General features: G+C 72.9%; 18 protein-coding genes and 1 pseudogene. 12 read left to right on the forward strand and 7 right to left on the reverse strand.

Annotated elements, in window-relative coordinates; genetic code table 11:
- Window positions 1-2 precede the first annotated feature (2 nt).
- From JYK04_RS34625 to JYK04_RS34645, 5 genes are read left to right on the forward strand one after another with little or no spacing between them, the layout of a single operon-like run.
- Window positions 3-1,676 carry an ABC transporter substrate-binding protein gene (locus tag JYK04_RS34625; protein WP_189742059.1) on the forward strand — a complete coding sequence of 558 codons (1,674 nt, stop codon included), beginning with the start codon at window positions 3-5 and terminating at the stop codon, window positions 1,674-1,676.
- Window positions 1,673-2,635, forward strand: coding sequence for an ABC transporter permease (locus JYK04_RS34630; RefSeq protein WP_189742056.1), 963 nt, complete (start codon window positions 1,673-1,675; stop codon window positions 2,633-2,635). Before JYK04_RS34625 ends, JYK04_RS34630 begins: the two co-directional genes overlap by 4 nt.
- A complete protein-coding gene (locus JYK04_RS34635) occupies window positions 2,632-3,486 on the forward strand; it encodes an ABC transporter permease (protein WP_189742053.1) in 855 nt (284 codons plus the stop codon). Before JYK04_RS34630 ends, JYK04_RS34635 begins: the two co-directional genes overlap by 4 nt.
- Window positions 3,486-4,517: an ABC transporter ATP-binding protein gene (locus JYK04_RS34640; protein ID WP_189742148.1), complete on the forward strand. Its 1,032-nt coding sequence runs from the start codon at window positions 3,486-3,488 to the stop codon at window positions 4,515-4,517. Before JYK04_RS34635 ends, JYK04_RS34640 begins: the two co-directional genes overlap by 1 nt.
- Window positions 4,507-5,325 carry an ABC transporter ATP-binding protein gene (locus tag JYK04_RS34645; RefSeq protein WP_189742050.1) on the forward strand — a complete coding sequence of 273 codons (819 nt, stop codon included), beginning with the start codon at window positions 4,507-4,509 and terminating at the stop codon, window positions 5,323-5,325. Before JYK04_RS34640 ends, JYK04_RS34645 begins: the two co-directional genes overlap by 11 nt.
- A 208-nt stretch (window positions 5,326-5,533) precedes the next feature.
- Here the strand turns inward: JYK04_RS34645 and JYK04_RS34650 are convergent, their stop codons facing one another.
- Window positions 5,534-6,196, reverse strand: a complete 663-nt coding sequence (locus tag JYK04_RS34650; protein WP_189742047.1) for a TetR/AcrR family transcriptional regulator — start codon at window positions 6,194-6,196, stop codon at window positions 5,534-5,536.
- A gap of 157 nt (window positions 6,197-6,353) precedes the next feature.
- Here JYK04_RS34650 and JYK04_RS34655 point away from each other — a divergent pair, with 157 nt between their 5' ends.
- Complete coding sequence (locus JYK04_RS34655; protein ID WP_189742044.1) at window positions 6,354-7,511, forward strand: agmatine deiminase family protein; 1,158 nt, start codon at window positions 6,354-6,356, stop codon at window positions 7,509-7,511.
- Window positions 7,512-7,703: 192 nt separating this feature from the next.
- Window positions 7,704-9,521 carry an ABC transporter ATP-binding protein gene (locus JYK04_RS34660; protein WP_189742041.1) on the forward strand — a complete coding sequence of 606 codons (1,818 nt, stop codon included), beginning with the start codon at window positions 7,704-7,706 and terminating at the stop codon, window positions 9,519-9,521.
- A gap of 59 nt (window positions 9,522-9,580) precedes the next feature.
- Here JYK04_RS34660 and JYK04_RS34665 read toward each other — a convergent pair whose 3' ends face one another.
- Window positions 9,581-10,408 (reverse strand): alpha/beta fold hydrolase, encoded by an 828-nt coding sequence (locus JYK04_RS34665; protein WP_189742038.1) that lies wholly within the window; start codon window positions 10,406-10,408, stop codon window positions 9,581-9,583.
- 156 nt (window positions 10,409-10,564) lie between these two features.
- Here JYK04_RS34665 and JYK04_RS34670 point away from each other — a divergent pair, with 156 nt between their 5' ends.
- The 3 genes from JYK04_RS34670 (at window position 10,565) to JYK04_RS34680 (ending at window position 14,370) form a co-directional block, all read left to right on the forward strand.
- On the forward strand, window positions 10,565-11,431 hold the full coding sequence (locus JYK04_RS34670) for a helix-turn-helix transcriptional regulator (protein WP_189742035.1): 867 nt from the start codon (window positions 10,565-10,567) through the stop codon (window positions 11,429-11,431).
- Between the two features lie 107 nt (window positions 11,432-11,538).
- Entirely contained in the window at window positions 11,539-12,276 is a 738-nt protein-coding gene (locus JYK04_RS34675; protein WP_229876110.1) for a carbonic anhydrase, read from the forward strand.
- Window positions 12,277-12,408: 132 nt separating this feature from the next.
- Window positions 12,409-14,370 (forward strand): flavin monoamine oxidase family protein, encoded by a 1,962-nt coding sequence (locus JYK04_RS34680; RefSeq protein ID WP_189742029.1) that lies wholly within the window; start codon window positions 12,409-12,411, stop codon window positions 14,368-14,370.
- 9 nt (window positions 14,371-14,379) lie between these two features.
- On the opposite strand, the gene JYK04_RS34685 is transcribed toward JYK04_RS34680, so the two are convergent.
- Both JYK04_RS34685 and JYK04_RS34690 read right to left on the reverse strand, forming a co-directional pair.
- Window positions 14,380-16,353, reverse strand: coding sequence for a CASTOR/POLLUX-related putative ion channel (locus JYK04_RS34685; protein ID WP_189742026.1), 1,974 nt, complete (start codon window positions 16,351-16,353; stop codon window positions 14,380-14,382).
- 111 nt (window positions 16,354-16,464) lie between these two features.
- On the reverse strand, window positions 16,465-17,046 hold the full coding sequence (locus tag JYK04_RS34690; RefSeq protein ID WP_189742023.1) for a hydrolase: 582 nt from the start codon (window positions 17,044-17,046) through the stop codon (window positions 16,465-16,467).
- Between the two features lie 69 nt (window positions 17,047-17,115).
- On the opposite strand from JYK04_RS34690, the gene JYK04_RS34695 reads away from it, so the two are divergent.
- Window positions 17,116-17,676 carry a DUF6434 domain-containing protein gene (locus JYK04_RS34695; RefSeq protein WP_202185936.1) on the forward strand — a complete coding sequence of 187 codons (561 nt, stop codon included), beginning with the start codon at window positions 17,116-17,118 and terminating at the stop codon, window positions 17,674-17,676.
- Window positions 17,677-17,697: 21 nt separating this feature from the next.
- On the opposite strand, the gene JYK04_RS34700 is transcribed toward JYK04_RS34695, so the two are convergent.
- Window positions 17,698-17,838, reverse strand: a complete 141-nt coding sequence (locus JYK04_RS34700; RefSeq protein WP_189742020.1) for a hypothetical protein — start codon at window positions 17,836-17,838, stop codon at window positions 17,698-17,700.
- A gap of 70 nt (window positions 17,839-17,908) precedes the next feature.
- On the opposite strand from JYK04_RS34700, the gene JYK04_RS34705 reads away from it, so the two are divergent.
- Entirely contained in the window at window positions 17,909-18,997 is a 1,089-nt protein-coding gene (locus tag JYK04_RS34705) for an enoyl-CoA hydratase/isomerase family protein (protein ID WP_373297470.1), read from the forward strand.
- Here the strand turns inward: JYK04_RS34705 and JYK04_RS34710 are convergent.
- Entirely contained in the window at window positions 18,984-19,661 is a 678-nt protein-coding gene (locus JYK04_RS34710; protein WP_189742015.1) for a TetR/AcrR family transcriptional regulator, read from the reverse strand. The genes JYK04_RS34705 and JYK04_RS34710 overlap by 14 nt on opposite strands.
- A 63-nt stretch (window positions 19,662-19,724) precedes the next feature.
- Window positions 19,725-20,963: pseudogene (locus JYK04_RS34715) on the reverse strand (ATP-binding cassette domain-containing protein); the annotation flags it as partial.
- Window positions 20,964-21,040: the final 77 nt, after the last annotated feature.

Below are 21,040 nucleotides of genomic sequence, written 5' to 3' on the forward strand. Positions count from 1 at the left end.
CGATGACCACCACCCCGCCCCGCACCGGCAGACGCTTCCGCGGCCGGCGCGGCCGGCTCAGCCCCGCTTCCGCGGCCGCGACCGCCGCCCTGACGTCCGTCTCCCTGCTCGCGGCCTGCTCCGGCCCGCCGAAGGAGAAGGCCGGCGGTGTCACCGACGTCAAGCTGTCGGCCTCCACGCCCGAGGCCCGCGGCGAGATCGACTCCTTCACCTGGGCCGTCTACGCCGAACCGCCCACCCTCGACTACACGGTGGCCTTCGACTACCCGCAGAACACCGTCCTGTCCAACGTGTGCGAGAGCCTGATGCGCTGGACTCCGGGCCTCACCACGGAGCCGGGCCTCGCCCAGAAGGCGTCCAACCCGGACCCCACCACCTGGGTCTACGACCTGCGCCCCGGCGTCCGCTTCCACGACGGCAAGGAGATGACCGCCGACGACGTGGTCTTCAGCCTCGGCCGCCAGCGGGACCCCGACAACGCCGCCGCCTGGGCCCAGGTGTTCCAGAACGTCACCTCGATCACCAAGAGCGGCCCGCTGCAGGTCACCGTCAAACTCAACAAGCCCGACTCGCAGTTCCCCCAGTACATGGCCACCGCCGCCGGCGTGGTCGCCTCCAAAGCCGCCGTCGAGGCGGCCGGCAAGGACTACGGCACCACGGGCGGCCTCGGCTGCAGCGGCCCGTTCAAGCTCGGTACGTGGAACAAGGGCCAGTCGATCGAGCTGGAGCGCTTCGACAACTACTGGGGCACCAAGGCCAAGTCGAAGAAGGCCGTCTTCCGTGTCCTGACCGACCCCTCGGCCCGGACGAACGCCATGCTCAGCGGGGAGGCCGACGGCGGCTACCTGATCCCCACCGAGAGCTACGCCCGCCTGCGCGGCAGCGGCACCGGCACCCTCTACTTCGGCGAGGGCCTGAGCACGGTCAACGTCAACGTCACCAACATGCAGGGCCCCCTCGGCGACATCCGCGTCCGCCGGGCGCTGTCCCTGGCGCTGGACCGCTCAGGCTTCGTCAAGGCCGGCCTCGGCGGGGCGGGCACCGTCACCAACTCCCTCACCACCCGCGCCGCCTGGTCGGCCGCCCCCGAGCGCACCCTGAAGACCGCCTTCGACAGCCTGCCGCCCACCGGCCAGGACATCGAGAAGGCCAAGGCCCTGGTCAAGGAGGCCGGCGCCACCGGCAAGACGCTGACCGTGGCCACCAGCTCCATAGGCCAGGACGTCTCCCTCCTCGCCACCGCCGTCCAGGCGGCCGGCACCCGGATCGGCCTGGACATCCAGCTGAAGACGATCGCCCCGAACGCCTTCACCGCGCTGTTCACCGATCCCCAGGCGCGCGAGGGCATCGACATGTTCCCGCTCACCTACTACGACTCGATCACCGACCCGCTCGACCTGCTGCAGAACTTCAAGACCGGCGCGTACATGAACTTCGCCGGCTACAGCGACCCCGAGTACGACAAGCTCGTCGACCGGGCGAGCGCCGTCTACCCGCTCGAGGAGCGGATGGACGTCGAGGCGAAGCTGCAGCACCAGGCCTCGGACCAACTGCTCTGGATCCCGGTCGCCGAGTGGCCCACCGCGCTGTTCATGAACAAGCGCATCACCGGCGCCCCCACCACCATCTCGTACATGTACTACCCGTGGGCCGCCGACGTGGGGGCCGCTCAGTGAGTTTCGTCAGATTCGCCGTACGCAGGGTGGCGGAGATGGCCGCCACCCTCCTGACCGCCTCGTTCGTGGTCTTCGGGGCCATGTACCTGGCACCGGGCAACCCGGCGAGCTTCCTGCTCGCCGGCCGCTCGGCCTCCCCGGAGGCCCTCGCCTCGATCAACGCCCAGTACCACCTGGACGACCCCTTCCTCGTGCGGTACTTCCGGTGGCTGGGCGACGTTCTGCAGGGCGACTTCGGGCGGTCGATCACCTACCGCACCGATGTCTCGAGGCTGCTGGCGGACCGCCTGCCCACCACCCTGCTGCTCATCGTGATGTCGCTCGCCGTGGTCGTCGCCGTCGGCCTCCTCCTCGGCCGGATCGCCGCCGTCCGCGGCGGGGCCACCGACTCCGCCATCCTCGTCACCACGACCTTCGCCGTCGGTACCCCGTCCTTCGTCGCGGCGGTCCTGCTCCAAGGCCTCTTCGCCGTCAACCTCGGCTGGTTCCCCAGCAGCGGGGCGGGGGACGGCGGCCTCGGCGACATGCTCTGGCACCTCACGCTCCCCGCCGTCGCCCTCGCGCTCTACCTGATCGGCATGCTCGCCCGGGTCACCCGCTCCGCCATGCTCGAAGCCCTCGACAGCGACCACGTCACCGTCGCCCGCAGCCGGGGCGTCCCCGAACGCCAGGTCATCAGGCGCCACGTGTTCCGCAACTCGCTCGGCACCGTCCTGACCACCGGCGGCCTCATCGTCTCCACCCTGCTGGTGTGCACCATCCTGGTGGAGACGGCCTTCAGCATCGGCGGCATCGGGCAGCTCCTCGAACTGTCCACCACCACCAAGGACTTCCCGACCGTCCAGGCCATCTCCCTGATCATCGTCGCCCTCTTCATGATCGTGAACCTGATCGTGGACCTGCTGCTGCCCCTGGTCGATCCCAGGGTCACCCTCGGAACGAGGAGCGCCGCCGTATGACCGCCGTCCTGACCCGCCGGCCCGGCCTCTCCCGGATCCGTGCCGCCGGCTCCCCGCTCCACCTGGTCTGCCTGGCCCTCGTCGCCGTCGTCGTCCTGGCCGCCCTGCTCGCACCCTGGGTCGTACCCCACGACCCCAACGCCGTCGACCTCGGCAACGCGCTGGCCGCACCCTCCGCCGCGCACCCGTTCGGCGTGGACGCGGCCGGCCGTGACACCCTCTCCCGGCTGCTGCTCGGCGCCCGCACCTCGCTGCTGGGACCGCTCGGCGTCGTCGCCTTCTCCACCGTCGCCGGCATCGCCATCGGCACGGCGGCGGCCTGGCGGGGCGGCTGGATCGACTCCGTGCTCTCCCGCAGCACGGAGCTCGTCTTCGCCTTCCCCGGCATGCTGCTGGCGATCCTGATCATCTCGGTCTACGGAGAGGGCCTGCTCGCCCCGGTCATCGCCCTCGCCGTGGCCTACCTGCCCTACGTCAGCCGCCTCACCCGGTCCCTGGTCCTGGCCGAGCGGGCCCGCCCGTACGTCAGCGCCTACCGGGTCCAGGGCCACTCGGCGCTGCAGATCTGCCTGCGCCACATCCTGCCCAACATCGCCCCCGTCGTGCTCGCCCAGTCCACCATCAACTTCGGCTACGCCCTGATGGACCTGGCCGGACTGTCCTTCCTCGGGCTCGGCGTACCCGCCCTCACCCCCGACTGGGGCCGCATGGTCTTCGACGGCCAGACCGCCATCCAGCACGGCTACCCGCTGTCCGCGATCCTGCCCTGTGCCTTCATCGTGCTGACGGTGGTCGCCTTCAACGTGGTCGGCGAACGCTGGGCCGACCGTATAGCCAGGAGGCCCCGATGATGCCGCCGCGACCGCCGCGACCGCCGCAAGTGCCGCACCCCACGTCACCGGCACCCACCCTCGACATCCAGGGGCTGCGGATCACCCTCCCCGGTACCGCCAGGCCCGTCCTCGACGGCGTCGACCTCACCGTCTCCACCGGTGAGACCGTCGCCCTCGTAGGGGAGTCCGGCTCCGGCAAGAGCCTCACCTCGCGCAGCGCGCTGAACCTGCTGCCGCCCGGAGCCGTCGTCGAAGGGGCCGTGCGGGTCGGCGGCGAGGACGTCCTGACCATGAACGCCGACCGGCTGCGCACGGTACGCGCCCGCACCGTCGCCATGGTCTTCCAGGACCCCCGCGCCGCCGTCAACCCACTGCGCCGCATCGGTGACTTCCTCACCGAGAGCGCCACCTCGACCCGGGCCATGGGCCGGGCCGAGGCGACGGCGCGCGCCACCGAGCTCCTGGAGGCCGTGGGCCTGGACCCGGCGGTGCTGCGCAAGTACCCCGGCCAGGTCTCCGGCGGCATGCTCCAGCGCGTGGTGATCGCGGCGGCCCTCATGGGGGACCCCGTCCTCCTGCTGGCCGACGAGCCCACCACCGCGCTGGACGTCACCTCCCAGGCCGAGGTCGTCTCCCTGCTGGCCGGGCTCCGCGCCCGCTTCGGCACCGGCCTGCTGTTCGTCACGCACGACCTCGACCTCGCGGCCGCCATCAGCGACCGCGTCTACGTCATGTACGCGGGCCGGATCGCCGAGAGCGGGCCCGCCGAGGCCCTCTTCGCGCGCCCCCGGCACCCGTACACGGCCGCCCTGCTGGCCTCCACCCCGCGGATGGACGGTCCGCGCGGCCGGCTCTCCGCCATCGAGGGCCAGCCGCCGGACCTGCGCCAGGCCCTCCACGGCTGTGCCTTCGCCGCGCGCTGCCCGCTCGCCACGGAGGTCTGCGACCAGCAGGTCCCGCTGCCGGTGGCCGCCCCGGGCCGGCCGGGGCACCTGGCCGCCTGCCACCACAGCGACCGGCTCGAAGGGAGCACCGTCGATGCCCGATAACGGACTTCCCGACAACGTCCTGGAGGTCACGGGGCTGCGCCGCTCATACGGAGCCGTGCGCGCCGTGGACGACGTGTCCTTCGTCCTCCCCGAGGGCGGCTCGCTGGGGATCGTGGGGGAGTCCGGCTCCGGCAAGACCACCACCGCGCGGATCGTCGTCGGACTGGAACGTGCCGACGAGGGCCAGGTCCTGGTCGGCGGCCGGAACCGGACCGCGCGGGGCGGCGGCCGCGGCCGCGCGCGGCGCCTGGCCCGTGCCCGCGAGGTCCAGATGGTCTTCCAGGACCCGTACCTCTCCCTCGATCCGCGGACCAGTGTCGAGGCGGCCCTGCGCGAGACCCTGCGCCTGCACTTCCCGGGCCGGGACCACGCCGGGCGGATACGGGAGTTGCTCGACCAGGTGGGTCTGGGCACCCGGGCCGCCGACGCCCTGCCGCGGCAGCTGTCCGGCGGCCAGCGTCAGCGCGTCGCCATCGCGCGGGCCCTGGCCGTCGAGCCGTCCGTCCTCGTCTTGGACGAGGCGGTCGCCGCGCTCGACGTCTCCGTACAGGCGCAGATCCTCAACCTGCTCGCGGACATCAGGGAGCAGACCCGGATCGGGTACCTCTTCATCACCCACGACCTGGGCGTCGTACGGTGCGTCACCGACGAGATCGTCGTGATGCGCCACGGCCGGATCGTGGAGGCGGGCGCCACGGCCGAGGTGCTCGCCGCGCCCCGGCACCCCTACACCCGGCTGCTCCTGGAGTCGGTGCCCCGCCCGGGCTGGGACCCGGAGGCGATCGCCGCGGCCCGCAGGGCGCTCTAGGCCGTCTCTTCCGGATCTTGTCGGGCCCGGCCCGCCCGGCACCGCACCTGGCCGCGTTGTCGGGGCACCCGAGTACGTCCGGTACACGGGCGCCCCTCCGCCTTGCCAGGCTTCCCCTCGGCCCTGGCGGGCCCGGGGAGGCCCCACGGCACCGGACGACCCGGGCTCGGCCGACAAGATCCGAAGGAGACGACCTGGGCCGGGCCGGTCACGGCCCGGATCCGGCTCCCGCGGCGGCTCCCGCGGCGAGGGTACGGATCAGGGTCCGCAGGATCGGCCCCGTACCGCCGTCGGAGCCGAGGGAGTCCATGGCGGCCAGGCCGTCCACGGCGGCGGCCACCGCCAGTCCCAGGGGGCGCGGGTCCAGGCTCCCGCCGCGTTCGTCGGCCAGGACCTGGAAGAGGGCGACGAAGCAGGCGCGCCAGCGCCGGTACTCGGCTTCCAGGCTCTCCCGGACCCGGGCGTCGTTCAACGCCTGCCAGTGCAGGGCGGAATGGAGGTGGGAGAGCTCGGCGCCCTCGGGCCGGCCGAGCAATTGGACGACCCGTTCGGCACGCTCGGCGAAGGGCCCGGGGCCCGACACCGCCGCCTCCAGCGGCGTGATCCATTCCGGGCGGATGTCCTGGATGACCGCCAGGACGAGATCGGTCCGGTCGTGGAAGTGGTAGTGGCACATTCCGTGTGAAACGCCCGACAGCGCGGCGACGTTGCGGGTGGTGAAGCCCTCGCCCGCCTCTCCCGCGAGCAGGGTCCGCGCGGCGGCGATCAGCCGTGCCCGGGTCTGTTCGCCCTTCGCCGAGGCCCGTGGCCGGCCGGCCCTTGCAGGGGGAGCGGCCGGCCGGCCCCCGGAGTCCTTCGCGACAGCTGCCATGGCGTCACTCTAACCAGCCTTCGGTCCGCGACCTGGGGCTTTCCGTGATCCACCGGAATGACCTCGTCCAAACTATTGACCGAGCGCTTGGCCAGTTTTAGCTTTCCGGTCAACCCCGCTGTCCCCGCGGGGAGTTGAGCCATCGGAGGACCCCCACATGAACGATCACGCAATGAACCGGCCCGCGGGCGAGGGCATGGGCAGGCGCAGGTTCCTGGCGGCGGCGGGACTCACCGCCGCCGCGGCCGCACTGGCGGCGACCGAGGGGCGGGCCGGCGCGGCCGCCGCGATCCGCCCGGCGGCCGCGGGCGCCTTCCGCGTGCCGATCGAGGACGTTCGGCACACCCGCACCTGGATGGCCTGGCCGGACTCCACCTCGATCTGGGGCAACACGCTCGGCGGCGTCCAGCAGGACATCGCGCTCATCGCACGCACCATCGCCAAGTACGAGCCGGTCTACATCTGCGCCAACTCCGGCAGCGCCGCCAAGGCCCGCTCGATGTGCGGCTCCACCGTCACCGTCATCAGCACCATCCCCGTCGACGACTGCTGGATGCGCGACACGGGACCCGTCTTCCGCACCGACGGATCCGGCGGTCTGGACGCCGTCGGCCTCAACTTCAACGGCTGGGGCAAGAAGCAGGCCCACTCCCGGGACAACCTGGTCGCCGGCCGTATCGCCTCCTACGTCGGGGTCCCCTTCACCGCAGCCGCGCTGGTCGGCGAGGGCGGCGCGATCGAGCAGGACGGCGCCGGCACCCTGATGGCCACCCGCAGCAGCCTGGTGAACAAGAACCGCAACCCCAACAGGACGGAGGCGCAGATCGAGGCCGCCCTGCTCGCCGCCTACGGCGCCTCCAAGGTCATCTGGTTCGACGGCGTCAAGGGCCAGGACATCACCGACGACCACGTCGACGCGACCTCGCGCTTCCTCACGCCCGGCCGGGCCGCCGTCCAGATGCCCCTGGCCTCCGACAACGACGTGTACGCCAAGGACGCCCGTCAGCAGTACCAGATCCTCTCCGCGTCCACCGCCGCCGACGGCACCCGCATGACGGTCGACCAGATCCAGGGCCCCGACTACAACAAGATCCGCTCCGCCAACCCGGACTTCCTCGCCTCCTACGCCAACTACTACCTGTGCAACGGTGCCGTCATCAGCGCCCACTTCGGCGACACCCGCGCCGACACCGCGGCGAAGGCCACCCTGGCCCGCCTCTACCCCGGCCGCACCGTCGAGCAGCTCAACATCGACCGGCTCGGCACCGGCGGCGGCGGGATCCACTGCGTCACCCAGCAGCAGCCCGTCCCGTAACCGGCACCGCACACCGCGGCGCGAGGACCACGCGGGGCCGTTCCGGAGCGATCCGGGACGGCCCTCCGCCGTTTCCGGGCACGAACGGGTACGAGATACCGCCATCCGGGAAAATCCTTGGACCGCGCGGACGCCGCCACGGGACACTTCCAGTTCCTGCAAACCGCCCGCACACGACAGCACAGGGTTGCAATGGGAACGCCTGAACCGCCCGAAAGTCCACCGGGCAAGGGCCCGGTCATCCTCGCACTTCGCTACTACGGACGGGAGTTGGTCCGCCTCCGATGGCTGACCGCACCCGCGATGCTGCTCCCGGCGCTGGGCAACATCGGCATCAACTACATCGCTCCGCTGATCGTCGCCAAACTCGTCGGCCGCATCGCCGGCGGTGGCAGCACCACCGTCGACGCGATGACGCCGTACGTCCTCGGCTTCGCCGGGGTCCTGCTCCTCGCGGAGGCGCTGTGGCGCCTCGGACTGCACTGCCTCAACCGCCTCGACGCCCGCGGCATCGAGCACCTGTACGTGGTCGGCATGGACGAACTGTTCGCCAAGGACGCCGCGTTCTTCCACGACAACTTCGCCGGGTCGCTGACCAAGCGGGTCCTCAGTTTCGCCTCCCGCTTCGAGGAGTTCGTCGACACCCTGACCTTCTCGGTCATGGGCAGCTTCGTACCGCTGGTGTTCGCCTCCGTGGTGCTGTGGCAGTACGACCCGCTGCTCGTCGCCGGACTCCTGATCCTGATCGCCGTGACGGCACTGGGCGTGGCGCCCCTGATCCGGCGCCGCCAAGGCCTCGTCGCCCAGCGCGAGGAGGCGATCGCCCGGGTGTCGGGCCACGTCGCCGACAGCCTGATGAACATGGACACCGTCCGGGCCTTCGCCGCCGAGGAACGCGAGGCGGCCGAGCACCGCTCGCGCGTCGCGGAGTCGCGCCGGCTCACCCTGCGCTCCTGGGACTACGGCAACCTGCGCATCGACACGGTGGTCGCGCCGATGTCCGTACTGACCAACGCGCTGGGCCTGCTGCTCGCCGTCACGCTCGGCGGGGGAGAGCACGGCGTGGAGGCGGTCATCGTCGCCTTCACCTACTACGCCAGCGCGACGCGGATCATGTTCGAGTTCAACCAGATCTACCGGCGGCTGGAGAGCTCGATGACGGAGGCCGCGCAGTTCACCGAACTGCTCCTCACGCCGCCGACCGTACTCGACCCGGTATCCCCCGAGCCGCTGCGGCCCGGGTCCTCCGACGTCCGCTTCGAGCGGGTCACCTTCGCCCACGGCGGCGGCGAGCCGCTCTTCGACAGCCTCGACCTGGACGTGCCCGGCGGCACGAAGATCGGCCTCGTCGGCCGGTCCGGGGGAGGCAAGACCACGCTCACCCGGCTGCTGATGCGGATGACGGACATCGAATCCGGCCGGATCCTGATCGGCGGCCAGGACATCACCCGGCTGCGCCAGGCCGACCTGCGCAGCCTGATCGCCTACGTCCCGCAGGACCCGGCGATGTTCCACCGCACCCTGCGGGACAACATCGCCTTCGCCCGCCCGGACGCCACCGAGGCCGAGATCCGCCGCGCGGCCGAGGCGGCGCACGTCACGGAGTTCACCGACGCCCTGCCCGACGGCTTCGACACCATGGTGGGCGAGCGCGGCGTCAAGCTGTCCGGCGGTCAGCGCCAGCGCGTCGCGCTCGCCCGGGCGATCCTGCGCGACGCGCCGATCCTGCTGCTCGACGAGGCCACCAGCGCCCTGGACTCGGAGAGCGAGATCCTCGTCCAGGAGGCGCTGTGGCGGCTCATGGAGGGCCGTACGGCCCTCGTGGTGGCGCACCGGCTGAGTACGGTCGCGACCATGGACCGGCTCGTCGTCCTCGACCGCGGACGCATCGTCGAGCACGGCACGCACCAGGAGCTGCTCGCCTCGGAGGGCGCCTACGCGAAGCTGTGGCAGCACCAGTCGGGGGGCTTCATCGACGACACCGCCGCCGCGCGCTCGGGCGTCGACTGACCGCGGGCCCGGCCGGCCGGGCCCGCCCCTCCGTGCGGCGTCCTCCGCCGCGCGGCGGATCACGGAGCGGGGACGAACTCGTGCACCAGCCGCACGAATTCGTCCTCCTTCTCGAAGAACGCGACGTGCCCGGCGTCGATCTCGGCGTAGCGGCTGTCGGCGATCGCCGCGTGCAGGGCGCGGCTGTTCTCCACCGGGACGGTGATGTCCTGGGTGCAGCCGATCACCAGCGTCTCGGCCTGGATGCGCGGCAGCAGGTCGCGGATGTCGATACGGGTGTCCAGGTCGACGTGGCGCAGGGTGCCGGAGGTGGGCGGCATGTTGGGGATCAGCAGTTCCACCTGTGCGCGGCCGATCGCGTTGAGGAATCCGCGGCTGAAGCCGGTCATGGCGACGGCGCGGCCGAATGCGGCCGGGTCGGAGGTGCCGAGCTGCTTCCAGAGGGTGAAGAGGTTGCGCAGGTACTCGTCGCTGTCGGTGTGGGCCCATCCGGCGACCAGGATCAGACGGCGTACGAGGTCGGGGCGCAGGGCGGCGACGGCGGCGGACACCGGCGCGCCCATGGAGAAGCCCAGCAGGTCCACCGGACCGGCGTCCGCGTCCTCGATGACGGCGATGACCTGGGCGGCCAGGCCTTCCACGGTCAGCGGCCCCCCGCCGTCCACGGTGCGCTCGGTGCCCGAGAGGTCCGGGGTGATGACGGTGCGGTCGGCGGTGAAACGAGGCAGCAGCCGGCCCCAGTTCACGGCGGCCCCGCCCGAGCCGGTGCCGTGGACGAGCACGAGCGCGGGGCCCGAGCCCGCGCGGTCGTAGTGGACCTCGGCGTCGGCGACCCGCACGGTCGCGGTACGGGGGGCGGTGGCGGTGAGGGTGGCTTCGGCGGACATGGCGGCTGCTCCTTCTGGGGCGGTGGGGGCGCCGGGCCCTTCGCTCCGGCTCCGCCCACACTGCCGCCGCCGTCCCGTGGGCGGCAGAGCCCGCTCGAACCTAGGACCGGGAATCCCAGGAAGCGTCTTGCCCGGCGCGCGGGCCCGTCCGGCAGAATGATCAACATGACGATCGACCGCCGGAACCTCGCCGACTTCCTCCGCCGTTCGCGTGACCGGGTGCGTCCGTCGGACGTGGGTCTGACCGCGGGGCCGAGGCGGCGGACAGCCGGGCTGCGGCGCGAGGAGGTCGCCCAGCTCGCCGGGATGTCGGCCGACTACTACATGCGGATGGAGCAGGCCCGCGGCCCGCAGCCGTCACCGCAGATCCTCTCCTCGCTGGCCCGGGCCCTGCGGCTCAGCGACGACGAACGCGACCACCTCCACCTGCTCGCCGGGCACCGCCCGCCCGCCGGGCGGGTCGGTGGCGACCGGGTCGGCGCGGGACTGCTGCACCTGCTGGACCAACTGCCCGGCACCGCGGCCCAGGTCCTCGGCGACCTCGGCGACGTGTTGGCCCAGAACGACCTGGCGCGGTCCCTGCTGGGCGGCGTGTGCACGGTCTCCGAGCACGGCCGCAACGTGATCTGGCGCTGGTTCGCCGACCCGGCCGCGCGGGACGCGTACCCGGCCGGGGAACACGACCACTACAGCCGGTTGCACGTCGCCGATCTGCGCGCCGCCGTCGCCCGCCGGGGCGCCGCCGACCCGGTGGCCGGCCGGCTGGTTGACCGTCTGGGGGAGGCGAGCGAGGAGTTCGCCGGCCTGTGGGCCCTGCACGAGGTCGCCGTCCGGCGCCGCAGCCGGATGCGGGTGATCCACCCGGTCGTCGGTCCCGTCGACCTCGACTGCCAGGTCCTCCTCGCCCAGGAGGAGGACCAGCGCCTCGTGCTCTTCACCCCGCCGCCCGGTTCGGACACGGCCGACCGCCTCGCCCTGCTCCGGGTCCTCGGCACCGAACGGTTCCCCTCGGAAGTAGGTTGACCGCGCCGCCCTCTCGCACCTCGTACGGCCGCTGACGTCCCGCCGACGGGTCCGGCCCGAGAGCGGCACCCACCCTTCAGGAGCGGATGTGCATATTTTGTTCTGATATGAGCATCCATGAGGAAGGCCGCGGCGGCCCGGGACGGCGCCGGCTGCTCCGGGTGGTACTGACCGGCACGGTGGCCCTGGGAGCCGGCCTGGTGGCCGGTTCCCCCCGTGCCCCGGACGCCCCCGTCGCCGGCGGCCCCGGAAGGACCCGGCCCGCCACCCCCGTGTCCGCGCTACGGGAACTGGAGACGGGCAACGCGCGCTGGCGGACCCTGCACGAGCGGCACCCCGACGAGACGCGGACCGTGCGCCAGACCCTGGTCGGCGGCCAGCACCCCTTCGCCGTCGTCCTCGGCTGCGTCGACTCCCGCGTCCCCCCGGAGCTGGTCTTCGACCAGGGCCTGGGCGATCTGCTGACCGTACGGTCGGCGGGCGAGGTCCTGGACGAGGCGGTGCTCGGCAGCATCGCCTACGGAGTCCTCGAACTGGGCATCCCGCTGATCGTCGTCCTCGGCCACCAGTCGTGCGGGGCGGTCGCCGCGGCCGTCCGGGCCGACGAGGGCGGGCCCCCGCTGCCGGGCCACATGCAGTACCTGGTCGAACAGATCCACCCGGCGATCGACCACGCGCTGCGCGGCGCCGCGCGGATCGACGCCGCGATCACCGCGAACGTACGGCTGGTGCGGACGCGGCTCGCCGCGGAACCGGAGCTCGCCGCCAAGGTCGCGGCCGGGGACCTCGCCGTGGTCGCGGCCCGGTACGAACTCACCAGCCAGCGGGTGCGCCGGCTCGGCTGACCCGCCGGGTCCGGACCGGCACGAATCCCAGTTCGTCAGCCTCGGGCGGCCCGAACCGCACGTCCGGGTGGTTGTTCGCCGCAGGGGTGCCTTTCGGCGCTCAAGGCACCGGGGGGCCGGGAGAGTTGATACATGATCATCGAACCCGTGCCCGCGCCCGACCCCACGCCCGGCCCCTCCGGCGAGCCCGCACCGGCGCCCTCCCGCCGCCCCTCCCGCCGCAAGGTCATCGCCGGCGCGGCCGCCGTCGCCGGAGTCGGCGCCCTGTCGGTCGCCGCCGCCTCCGCCGGGACCCCGCCGGCCCCGACCGGCTCGGCGCGCCCCGACTGGGAGACCTGCCTCACCGTCGCCCGCGCCGTCCTCGTACGGGACGAGGACGACGAGCCCCTGGTGCCCCGTTACTCCGACATCCTGCTGAAGAACGGCCTGCCCCGGTCCCGTACCCGCAAGAAGGTACTGATCGTCGGCGCCGGCCCCGCCGGGCTCACCGCCGCCCACCTGCTGCGCGAGGCCGGACACCAGGTCACCGTCATCGAGGCCAACGGCAACCGGGTGGGCGGCCGGATCAAGACCTTCCGCACCGGCGGCCACGAGAAGTCCGCGGCTCCCTTCGCCGACCCGAAGCAGTACGCCGAGGCCGGCGCGATGCGCATCCCCGACAGCCACCCCCTGGTCACCGGGCTGATCGACAGTCTCGGTCTGAAGCGCCGGCGCTTCCACCTGGTCGACGTCGACGGGTCCGGCCGCCCCGCCTACCGTACGTGGATCTTCGTCAACGGGATCCGCGTCCGGCGCGCCGACTACGCGCGCAGCCCGCAGGCCCTCAACAAGTCCTTCGGGGTCCCCGCGGCCTACGAGGCCCTGCCCGCCGCGCAGATCGTCCGCAACGCCTTCGCCCCCGTGCGCAAGGAGATCGAGGGCAAGAAGGACAAGCAGCTCGTCGAGGGCTGGGCCCGCGTGATCCAGCGCTACGGCCACATGTCGATGTACCGCTATCTGACCGAGGAGGCGAAGCTCGACGAGCGCACGATCGACCTGATCGGCACCGTCGAGAACCTCACCTCCCGCCTGCACCTCGCCTTCGTGCACAGCTTCATCGGGGCCTCGCTGATCAGCCCGGACACCGCCTTCTTCGAACTGCCCGGCGGCACCGCCACCCTGGCCGACGCCCTCTACGCCCGCGTCGACGACCTCGTCCGGCTCGACCGCCGCGCCACCCGGATCACCCACGGGGAGGACGGGGTCGGCATCGAGACCGTCTCCGAGGGCCGCGGCGGCAGCCCCGTGCGCCGGGAAACCTTCACCGGCGACACCGCGATCATCACCGTGCCCTTCTCCGGGCTGCGCCACATCCCGGTCGCGCCCGCGCTCTCGTACGGCAAGCGGCGCGCGATCACCGAGCTGCACTACGACGCGGCGACCAAGGTGCTGCTGGAATTCAGCCGCCGCTGGTGGGAGTTCGACGAGGCCGACTGGAAGCGCGAACTGGAGGCGGTCCGGCCCGGCCTGTACCGCACGTACCAGCTCGGGCAGACCCCGGCGGACGGCACCCTGCTGGGCGCACACCCGTCCGTCTCCGACCGCGGCATCTCCGGCGGGCAGCGGGCGCACTACGCGGCCTGCCGGGCCGTCACCCGGGACCAGCCCGAGGCGGCCCACGTCATCGGCGGCGGCTCGGCCACCGACAACCCCAACCGCTTCATGTTCCAGCCCTCCTACCCCGTCGAGGGCAGCGCGGGCGGGGTCGTGCTCGCCTCCTACAGCTGGTCGGACGACGCCCTGAAGTGGGACTCCCTGGACGACGAGGAGCGCTACCCGCGCGCGCTCGCCGGGGTGCAGGAGGTGTTCGGGCAGCGGATCGAGGTCTTCTACACCGGCGTCGGACGCACCCAGTCCTGGATGCGCGACCCGTACGCCTACGGCGAGGCCTCCGTGCTGCTGCCCGGCCAGCACACCGAACTCTTCCCCCACGTCCGCAAGGCCGAGGGGAACCTGCACTTCGCCGGGTGCCACACCTCCATCAAGCCCGCATGGATCGAGGGAGCCCTGGAGTCCGCGGTACGCGCGGCCCTGGAGGTCCACTCGACCCTCTGACCGGCCGTCTCAGCTCTCGGCGAGCACGATCAGCCAGTCGTGCTCGCCGAAGCGGACCCGCTGCCCCTTGTCCGGATTGAGCCGCACACCGTACGCGGGGCCCGTGCAGGCCTCGGCGCGCAGCCGGTAGCCGACCGCGCATTCGCGGCGCCGCCGCGCCGATTCGACGAGGGTCGCGAACGTCACCTCGCGATCGGTGCGCACGTAGTCCGCGACCGGCTTCAGATGGAGCTCGTTCCCCTCCGCGTCGAACAGCTCCTCGAAGACGGCGGCGAGACAGGGGTTCTCCGAGATCTGGGTCATGAGAAGACTGATCAGCCGGCCGCTGACGATGAAGTCGGCGCCCTCCCGGGCGGGCGCCAGCAGCCGGTTGCCGTCGTCGGACATCTCCGTGGTGAGCGACAGCTCCCGCCCCGCCGCCTCCCCGATGGCCCGCAGGTGCAGCAGTGTGACCAGCGTCCGGTCGTCCGTCTGCGTCCCGGTCTCCGGCGCGAGGCCGAGGTCGATCGCACGGGCGGGCGCCGGCGCCGCCGCGTGGGGGAGGGGCTCGTGGCCCGTCTCGCCGATGACGATCACGCCGTCGTACGCGGGCACGTCCAGTTTGGCCAGCAGCCCCGGATCGGTGATGTCCCCGCTGCGGAAGGCCACTTCGAGGCGGCTGCGCGCCCCCGAGGCCCCGGCGGCGGCTCGCGCCCGCACGTCGTCGGCGAGCGATACGACGTCCAGCGTGCTCCCGGGGCCGACGAACCGGTCGAGCTGCTCCACGACGAGCGGGGCGCGCCGGTTCCAGCCGAGCAGGAGCAGCCGTTCGGCCTCGGGCGTCCTGGGGCGGGCCGTGACGATCGCCTCCTCCTCGACGGACGAGGACGCGTCCGCCGGTACGGCCGTGTCGTCGTCCTCGGAGATGAGGATGATCCGGTCGCCCGCGCCGATCGCCGTACCGGGGTCCGGATTGAGCGCGACACCGCCGTCGGCGCGCAGCAGACCGACCACCGAGGACGTGGTGAACGCCAGCAGGGCCTCGCCGAAGGTGCGTCCGGCGAGGCCCTGGACGGCGGCGGTGTAGAACTCGTCGCCCGCGAAGTCGAGCAGCTCCTGGTAGACGAGCGAGAGACCGGGCTCGCGGGCGGTCTGGACGAGGAGCCGGGCGATGACGTCGTCGACGCACAGGACGTGCGCGCCCGGCCCGGCGGCCAGCTGTGCGGTGAGATGGCTGCGGGTGTCGCGCACGGCGGCGACCACCACCGCCCCGCCGGGCTCGGGGACCGCCGCGTCGAGGGCGAGCAGCGTCTTCACCACCTGGGCGTCACCGGTGTCTCCCTCGGGGGGCAGGACGAGCACGGCCTTCGCGGTCCGCGGACTCACCCGGGCCAGCTCCGCGGGGTCGGTGGTGCGGCCGTTGCGGCAGATGATCCGCGTCGTGCCGGTACCGGTGCCGGCGGCGGTACCGGCGACGGAGGCGGCGATCTCCTCCTCCATCTCCACCTTGTCCTTCGGCGCGAGGACGGCGATGGCCGACCTGCGCTGGTTGGCGTTCGCCGCCACCAGCTCCCCGACCACCGGGAAGATCTGGTCCGACCAGCCCAGCAGGACGGTGTGCCCGGATTCCAGCACGGTGGAGTGGCCGCGCCGGAGCAGCGCGATGCGCCGGTTGATGCCGGTGGTGATCAGACCGACCAGCGTGGACACGAACAGCAGGGCGACCAGGGCGAGGGCCACGGAGGCCAGCACGTACAGGGGGGACCCGACCGCGCCCCCGATCTTGAGCGTCTGACCGACGCTGACCCATACGGCGGCGAGCCGGCCGGACAGGGTCGCCGGGGCGGCCCGGTCGGCCCAGACGAGCACCGTGCTCGCCGGGACCACGACGGCGAGACAGGCCAGGGCGAACCAGCCGATGAGTGCGGTGGTTCCCCCCGCCATCAGATTGTCGAACCGGTACCGCAGGCGCAGGGTCAAGGACGTCGTGTGCCGCTGCGCCATGAGAACTCCCTCGCCTTCCCCGCTGCTAACCCGCGGGCGCCCGCTCGGTTACGGGTGAACCGCCCCCGGGGCGCGGCCGTTTCGGGGGCGGGCGACCCGGAGTGCGGCCGGTCAGGAGTCCAGGGCCGCGATGATCTCGTCCGTGGTGCTGACCTTGCCGATGCGCGGGAAGATCTTGCCGAAGGTGTGGGCGTGGGAGTCGGGGTCGGTGTCGGCGGTGGCGTCCTCCGCGAAGACCAGGTCGTAGCTGAGCTCCCACGCCGTACGGGCGGTGGACTCGACGCCGACGCTGGTGGAGATGCCGGCCAGCACGATGCGGTGGATGCCGCGGCGGCGCAGCTGGAGGTCGAGTTCGGTACCGGTGAAGGCGCCCCAGTGGCGTTTGGTGACGACCACGTCCCCGAGGGCGGCCAGCTCGGCCGGGATCTCGGAGAAGGCGGCGGGCGGGGCGGCGGCCGGGCCGGGGCGGTCCACGTTCGCGGTGGGCAGGTCACCGCCGTCCGGGGACCACGCCACCTTGACCAGGACCACGGGCAGCCGGTGGGCGCGGAACGCCTCGGCGAGCGCGATCCCCTTCCCCAGGATCTCGGGGGTGGGCTTCGCGGCCGGCCGGTCGAGGATGCCCGTCTGGAGGTCGATGAGCACGAGGGCGGTGTCCCCGCCGAGGGTGAGGCGGTGGGCTTCGGCGGTCATGGGTTCTCTCCTCGGGAGGGGGTGGGGGAGTGCGGGCCGGAAGGTCGGCGCCGCACATAGAATGGGAACGTGAGTGCGAATATGTGGGAATCCCGGCCCGCCCCGACGCCCGCGCTGACCGGGACCGAGCTGCTGCGCTGGTACTGGACCCTGGCCGAACTGAGCGCGCTCGCCCGGGAGATGGGCCTGTCGGCCGGCGGCGGCAAGGCAGCCGTCACCGCGCGGCTCGCCGCCGCCCTCGACGGACTTCCCGCGCCCGCCGCCCCGGCGGCCCCCGCGGCGCGCCGCGCCGGGCGCCAGCTCACCGCCCCCGTCACCGGCGCGACCGTGATCCCGCCGGGCCAGCGCTGCAGCCAGGTGCTGCGCGCGTACTTCGTCCGCGAGATCGGGCCCGGCTTCCACTTCGACGCCTTCATGCGGGACTACGTCGCCCAGCACGCGGGACACACCCTCGCCGAGGCCGTCGACCACTGGCACGCGACCCGCGCCCGGGCGGCCGAACCCCAGGAGGTGGGCGCCCAGTTCGAGTTCAACCGGTTCCTGCGCGCCTGGCACGACCGGCACCCGGACGGGGCCCGCGCCGAGGCCCTGGAAGCGTGGCGGGCCCACCGGGCCCGCCCCCGCGACTGAGCCAGGACACACCCCGGCACGTCACGCGCGCTCGTCGCGCAGCAGGACGACGCCGTTGCCCACGAGGTCCTGGCGCAGGGCGGCCTCCTCGGGCACGACGTCCCGCACGACCGCGGGACCGGCGGTCGGCCGGTGGTCCGCCATCGGCGCGATCTTCCGCATGACAGCCCACGGTACGCCCCGGGAGCGCCCGGCGGCGGGAGCGGCGCGGGCCGCGGCGATACTGGCCCGTGTGAAGACCGAAGACGTGAAGCCGGAAGACGCGGACACCGTGCTGTTCCACACCGACGGCCGGACCGGGGTGGTCACCCTCAACCGCCCCGGGGCCATCAACGCACTCACCCACCCCATGGTGATCCGCATCGACGAAACCCTCGCCGCATGGGCGGCCGACCCCGCCGTCCGGCAGGTCCTGATCCGCGGCGCCGGTGAGCGCGGCCTGTGCGCGGGCGGGGACATCCGCGCCATCCACGACGACGCCAAGGCCGGGAACACCGCCTCGGCCGGCTTCTGGCGCGACGAGTACCGGCTCAACGCCCGCATCGCCCGCTATCCCAAGCCGTACGTCGCCCTCATGGACGGCATCACCATGGGCGGCGGCGTCGGCGTCTCCGCCCACGGCTCGGTCCGAATCGTCACCGAACGCTCCCGCGTCGCCATGCCCGAGACCGGCATCGGCTTCGTCCCCGACGTGGGCGGCACCTACCTGCTCGGCCGCGCGCCCGGCGAACTCGGCACCCACCTCGCGCTCACCGGCACGGCGGTCGGCGCCGCCGACGCGCTGCTGTGCGGGCTCGCCGACCACTTCGTACCGGCCGACCGGCTCCCGGAGCTGACCGCCGCCCTCGCCGACGCACCCGTCCACGAGGTGCTGCCGCGGTACAGCGCCGCCCCCGGGCCCGGTGACCTCGCCGACCGGCGCGGCTGGATCGACCACTGCTACGCGGCCGCCACCGTCGAGGAGATCGTGGAGCGGCTGCTCGGCCAGGGGGAGCCCGCCGCCAAGGAGGCCGCCGAGACGATCCTGGCCAAGTCCCCGACCGCCCTCAAGGTCACCCTCGCCGCACTGCGCCGGGCGGCGGAGCTCGGCCCGCTGGAGCGGGTGCTGGCCCAGGAGTTCCGGGTCTCCTGCAACGGGCTGACAGCGCCCGACCTGGTCGAGGGCATCCGGGCGCAGGTCGTCGACAAGGACCGCGACCCGCGCTGGTCCCCGGCGACCCTGGCCGAGGTGGCCGACGCGGACGTGGAGCGCTTCTTCGCCCCGCTCGGGGAGGACCGCGAACTGCGTCTGCCGCCGCGGGAGGACCTCAGCCGAGGCTGAGCCGCATCTCCAGGCCGTCCAGGACCCGCTGGAGTCCGTAGTCGAAGGTCTCCTCGCGCAGCTTCCGCGGGTCCCGGCCCTCCTGCGCCACGCGCTCCCCGGCCCGGTGCGGGCCCTGCGGCCGCTCCTGTTCGCTCCGCCCGCTCCGGGCGAGCAGCGAGAGCTGGGCGGCCTCGCCGGTCGAGGCGCCGACCACGTAGGAGAGGACCGCCTTCATGGCCGGGTCCGCCTCGGCCGCCGGGAAGCCGGCCGTCCGGAAGAGCGCCAGCATCCGCTCCGCCGTGCGCGTCAGGTTCGGGCCGAGGTGTGCCGGTCCGACCTGGCCGAGCACCGAGGCCAACCAGGGGTGGCGCAGGGCCATCGCGCGCAGGCTGTGGCCACTGCGGGAGACGGCATCGCGCCACTCCGCCGGGCCCGTCGCACCGGGCACCTCCAGCTCCCCGTGGACCTCGTCCACGACCAGCCCGATCAGTTCGTCCTTGCCCGCAACGTGCCGGTACAGGGAAGTGGCGGCGGCGCCCATCCCGGTGCCGAGCCTGCGCATGCTCAGTGCCTCGATGCCCTCGGCGTCGAGCAGCCGGATCGCCGCCGCGACGATCGCGGGCCGGCTGAGCGCGGGCTGCTGCTCCTTGCGGCGCGGGCGCGTCCGCTCGTCTGCTGACATGCCGCCAGCCTAACCGACGGTGCGAACGCCGTACGCGGCCCGCGTACGGCGTCCCATGCCGTGCTACGAGCCCACGTACTCCCGCAGGTGACGGGCGGTCAGGGTGTCCGCCCCGGCCACCAGGTCCGCCGGAGTGCCCTCGAAGACGACCTCGCCGCCGGCGTGGCCGCCGCCCGGGCCGATGTCGATCAGCCAGTCGGCGTGCGCCATCACCGCCTGGTGGTGCTCGATGACGATCACCGAGTTCCCGTCGTCGACGAGCCGGTCCAGCAGGGCCAGCAGCTTGTCCACATCGGCCATGTGCAGGCCGGTCGTCGGCTCGTCGAGGATGTACGTCGAGGACTTCTCGGCCATGCTGATGGCGAGCTTGAGCCGCTGCCGCTCGCCGCCCGACAGGGTGTTGAGCGGCTGCCCGAGCCGCAGGTACGACAGGCCCACGTCGACCAGCCGGCCGAGGACCGCGCGCGCCTGCCCGGTGGGGAAGAACGCGTGCGCCTCGGCGACCGGCATGTTCAGCACCTCGCTGATGTTCTTGCCGCGCAGCCGGTACGTCAGTACCTCGGGAGTGAACCGCCTGCCCTCGCACTCCTCGCAGACCGAGGCCACCGCGGCCATCATCGCCAGGTCCGTGTAGACCAGCCCGAGGCCGTTGCACTTCGGGCAGGCGCCCTCCGAGTTCGCGCTGAACAGGGCCGCCTTGACCCCGTTGGCCTTGGCGAAGGCGGTCCGGATCGGCCCCAGCAGCCCGGTGTAGGTGGCCGGATTGGACCGGCGCGAGCCGCGGATCGGCGACTGGTCGGCCACCACCACCCCGTCCTGCCGGGCCAGGTACCCGTGGATCAGCGAGCTCTTGCCCGACCCGGCGGCCCCGGTCACCACCGTCAGCACCCCGAGCGGCACGTCCACGCTGACGTCCTTCAGGTTGTGCAGGTCCGCGTCCTTGACCGACAGGTGCCCGCGCGGGGTGCGCACCGCCTCCCGCAGTCGCGCCCGGTGTCCGAGATGGCGCCCGGTGAGGGTGCCGGAGGCGCGCAGCCCGGCCACGTCCCCGGCGTAGCACAGCCGCCCGCCGTCCGTGCCCGCGCCGGGGCCGAGGTCGACGACGTGGTCGGCGATCGCGATGACCTCGGGCTTGTGCTCCACCACCAGCACGGTGTTGCCCTTGTCGCGCAGCCGCAGCAGCAGGTCGTTCATGCGCCGGATGTCGTGCGGGTGCAGGCCGGTGGTCGGCTCGTCGAAGACGTAGGTGACGTCCGTGAGCGAGGAGCCGAGGTGGCGCACCATCTTGACCCGCTGGGCCTTCGGCCTCCGGTGCGTCCTGGACGGCCTGGCCCACCTGATCGACTCCCGTCCGGCGCGGTAATCCGATGGGCCGGCCG

The organism is Streptomyces nojiriensis, from assembly GCF_017639205.1.
Classification (GTDB): domain Bacteria; phylum Actinomycetota; class Actinomycetes; order Streptomycetales; family Streptomycetaceae; genus Streptomyces; species Streptomyces nojiriensis.

What these genes read in the sequence shown, in the direction of transcription:
- JYK04_RS34625 (WP_189742059.1), top strand. Translation starts at nt 3, where the DNA reads ATGACCACCACCCCGCCCCGCACCGGCAGACGCTTCCGCGGCCGGCGC.
- JYK04_RS34635 (WP_189742053.1), top strand. Translation starts at nt 2,632, where the DNA reads ATGACCGCCGTCCTGACCCGCCGGCCCGGCCTCTCCCGGATCCGTGCC.
- JYK04_RS34640 (WP_189742148.1), top strand. Translation starts at nt 3,486, where the DNA reads ATGCCGCCGCGACCGCCGCGACCGCCGCAAGTGCCGCACCCCACGTCA.
- JYK04_RS34645 (WP_189742050.1), top strand. Translation starts at nt 4,507, where the DNA reads ATGCCCGATAACGGACTTCCCGACAACGTCCTGGAGGTCACGGGGCTG.
- JYK04_RS34650 (WP_189742047.1), bottom strand. Translation starts at nt 6,196, where the DNA reads ATGGCAGCTGTCGCGAAGGACTCCGGGGGCCGGCCGGCCGCTCCCCCT.
- JYK04_RS34655 (WP_189742044.1), top strand. Translation starts at nt 6,354, where the DNA reads ATGAACGATCACGCAATGAACCGGCCCGCGGGCGAGGGCATGGGCAGG.
- JYK04_RS34660 (WP_189742041.1), top strand. Translation starts at nt 7,704, where the DNA reads ATGGGAACGCCTGAACCGCCCGAAAGTCCACCGGGCAAGGGCCCGGTC.
- JYK04_RS34665 (WP_189742038.1), bottom strand. Translation starts at nt 10,408, where the DNA reads ATGTCCGCCGAAGCCACCCTCACCGCCACCGCCCCCCGTACCGCGACC.
- JYK04_RS34670 (WP_189742035.1), top strand. Translation starts at nt 10,565, where the DNA reads ATGATCAACATGACGATCGACCGCCGGAACCTCGCCGACTTCCTCCGC.
- JYK04_RS34675 (WP_229876110.1), top strand. Translation starts at nt 11,539, where the DNA reads ATGAGCATCCATGAGGAAGGCCGCGGCGGCCCGGGACGGCGCCGGCTG.
- JYK04_RS34680 (WP_189742029.1), top strand. Translation starts at nt 12,409, where the DNA reads ATGATCATCGAACCCGTGCCCGCGCCCGACCCCACGCCCGGCCCCTCC.
- JYK04_RS34685 (WP_189742026.1), bottom strand. Translation starts at nt 16,353, where the DNA reads ATGGCGCAGCGGCACACGACGTCCTTGACCCTGCGCCTGCGGTACCGG.
- JYK04_RS34690 (WP_189742023.1), bottom strand. Translation starts at nt 17,046, where the DNA reads ATGACCGCCGAAGCCCACCGCCTCACCCTCGGCGGGGACACCGCCCTC.
- JYK04_RS34700 (WP_189742020.1), bottom strand. Translation starts at nt 17,838, where the DNA reads ATGCGGAAGATCGCGCCGATGGCGGACCACCGGCCGACCGCCGGTCCC.
- JYK04_RS34710 (WP_189742015.1), bottom strand. Translation starts at nt 19,661, where the DNA reads ATGTCAGCAGACGAGCGGACGCGCCCGCGCCGCAAGGAGCAGCAGCCC.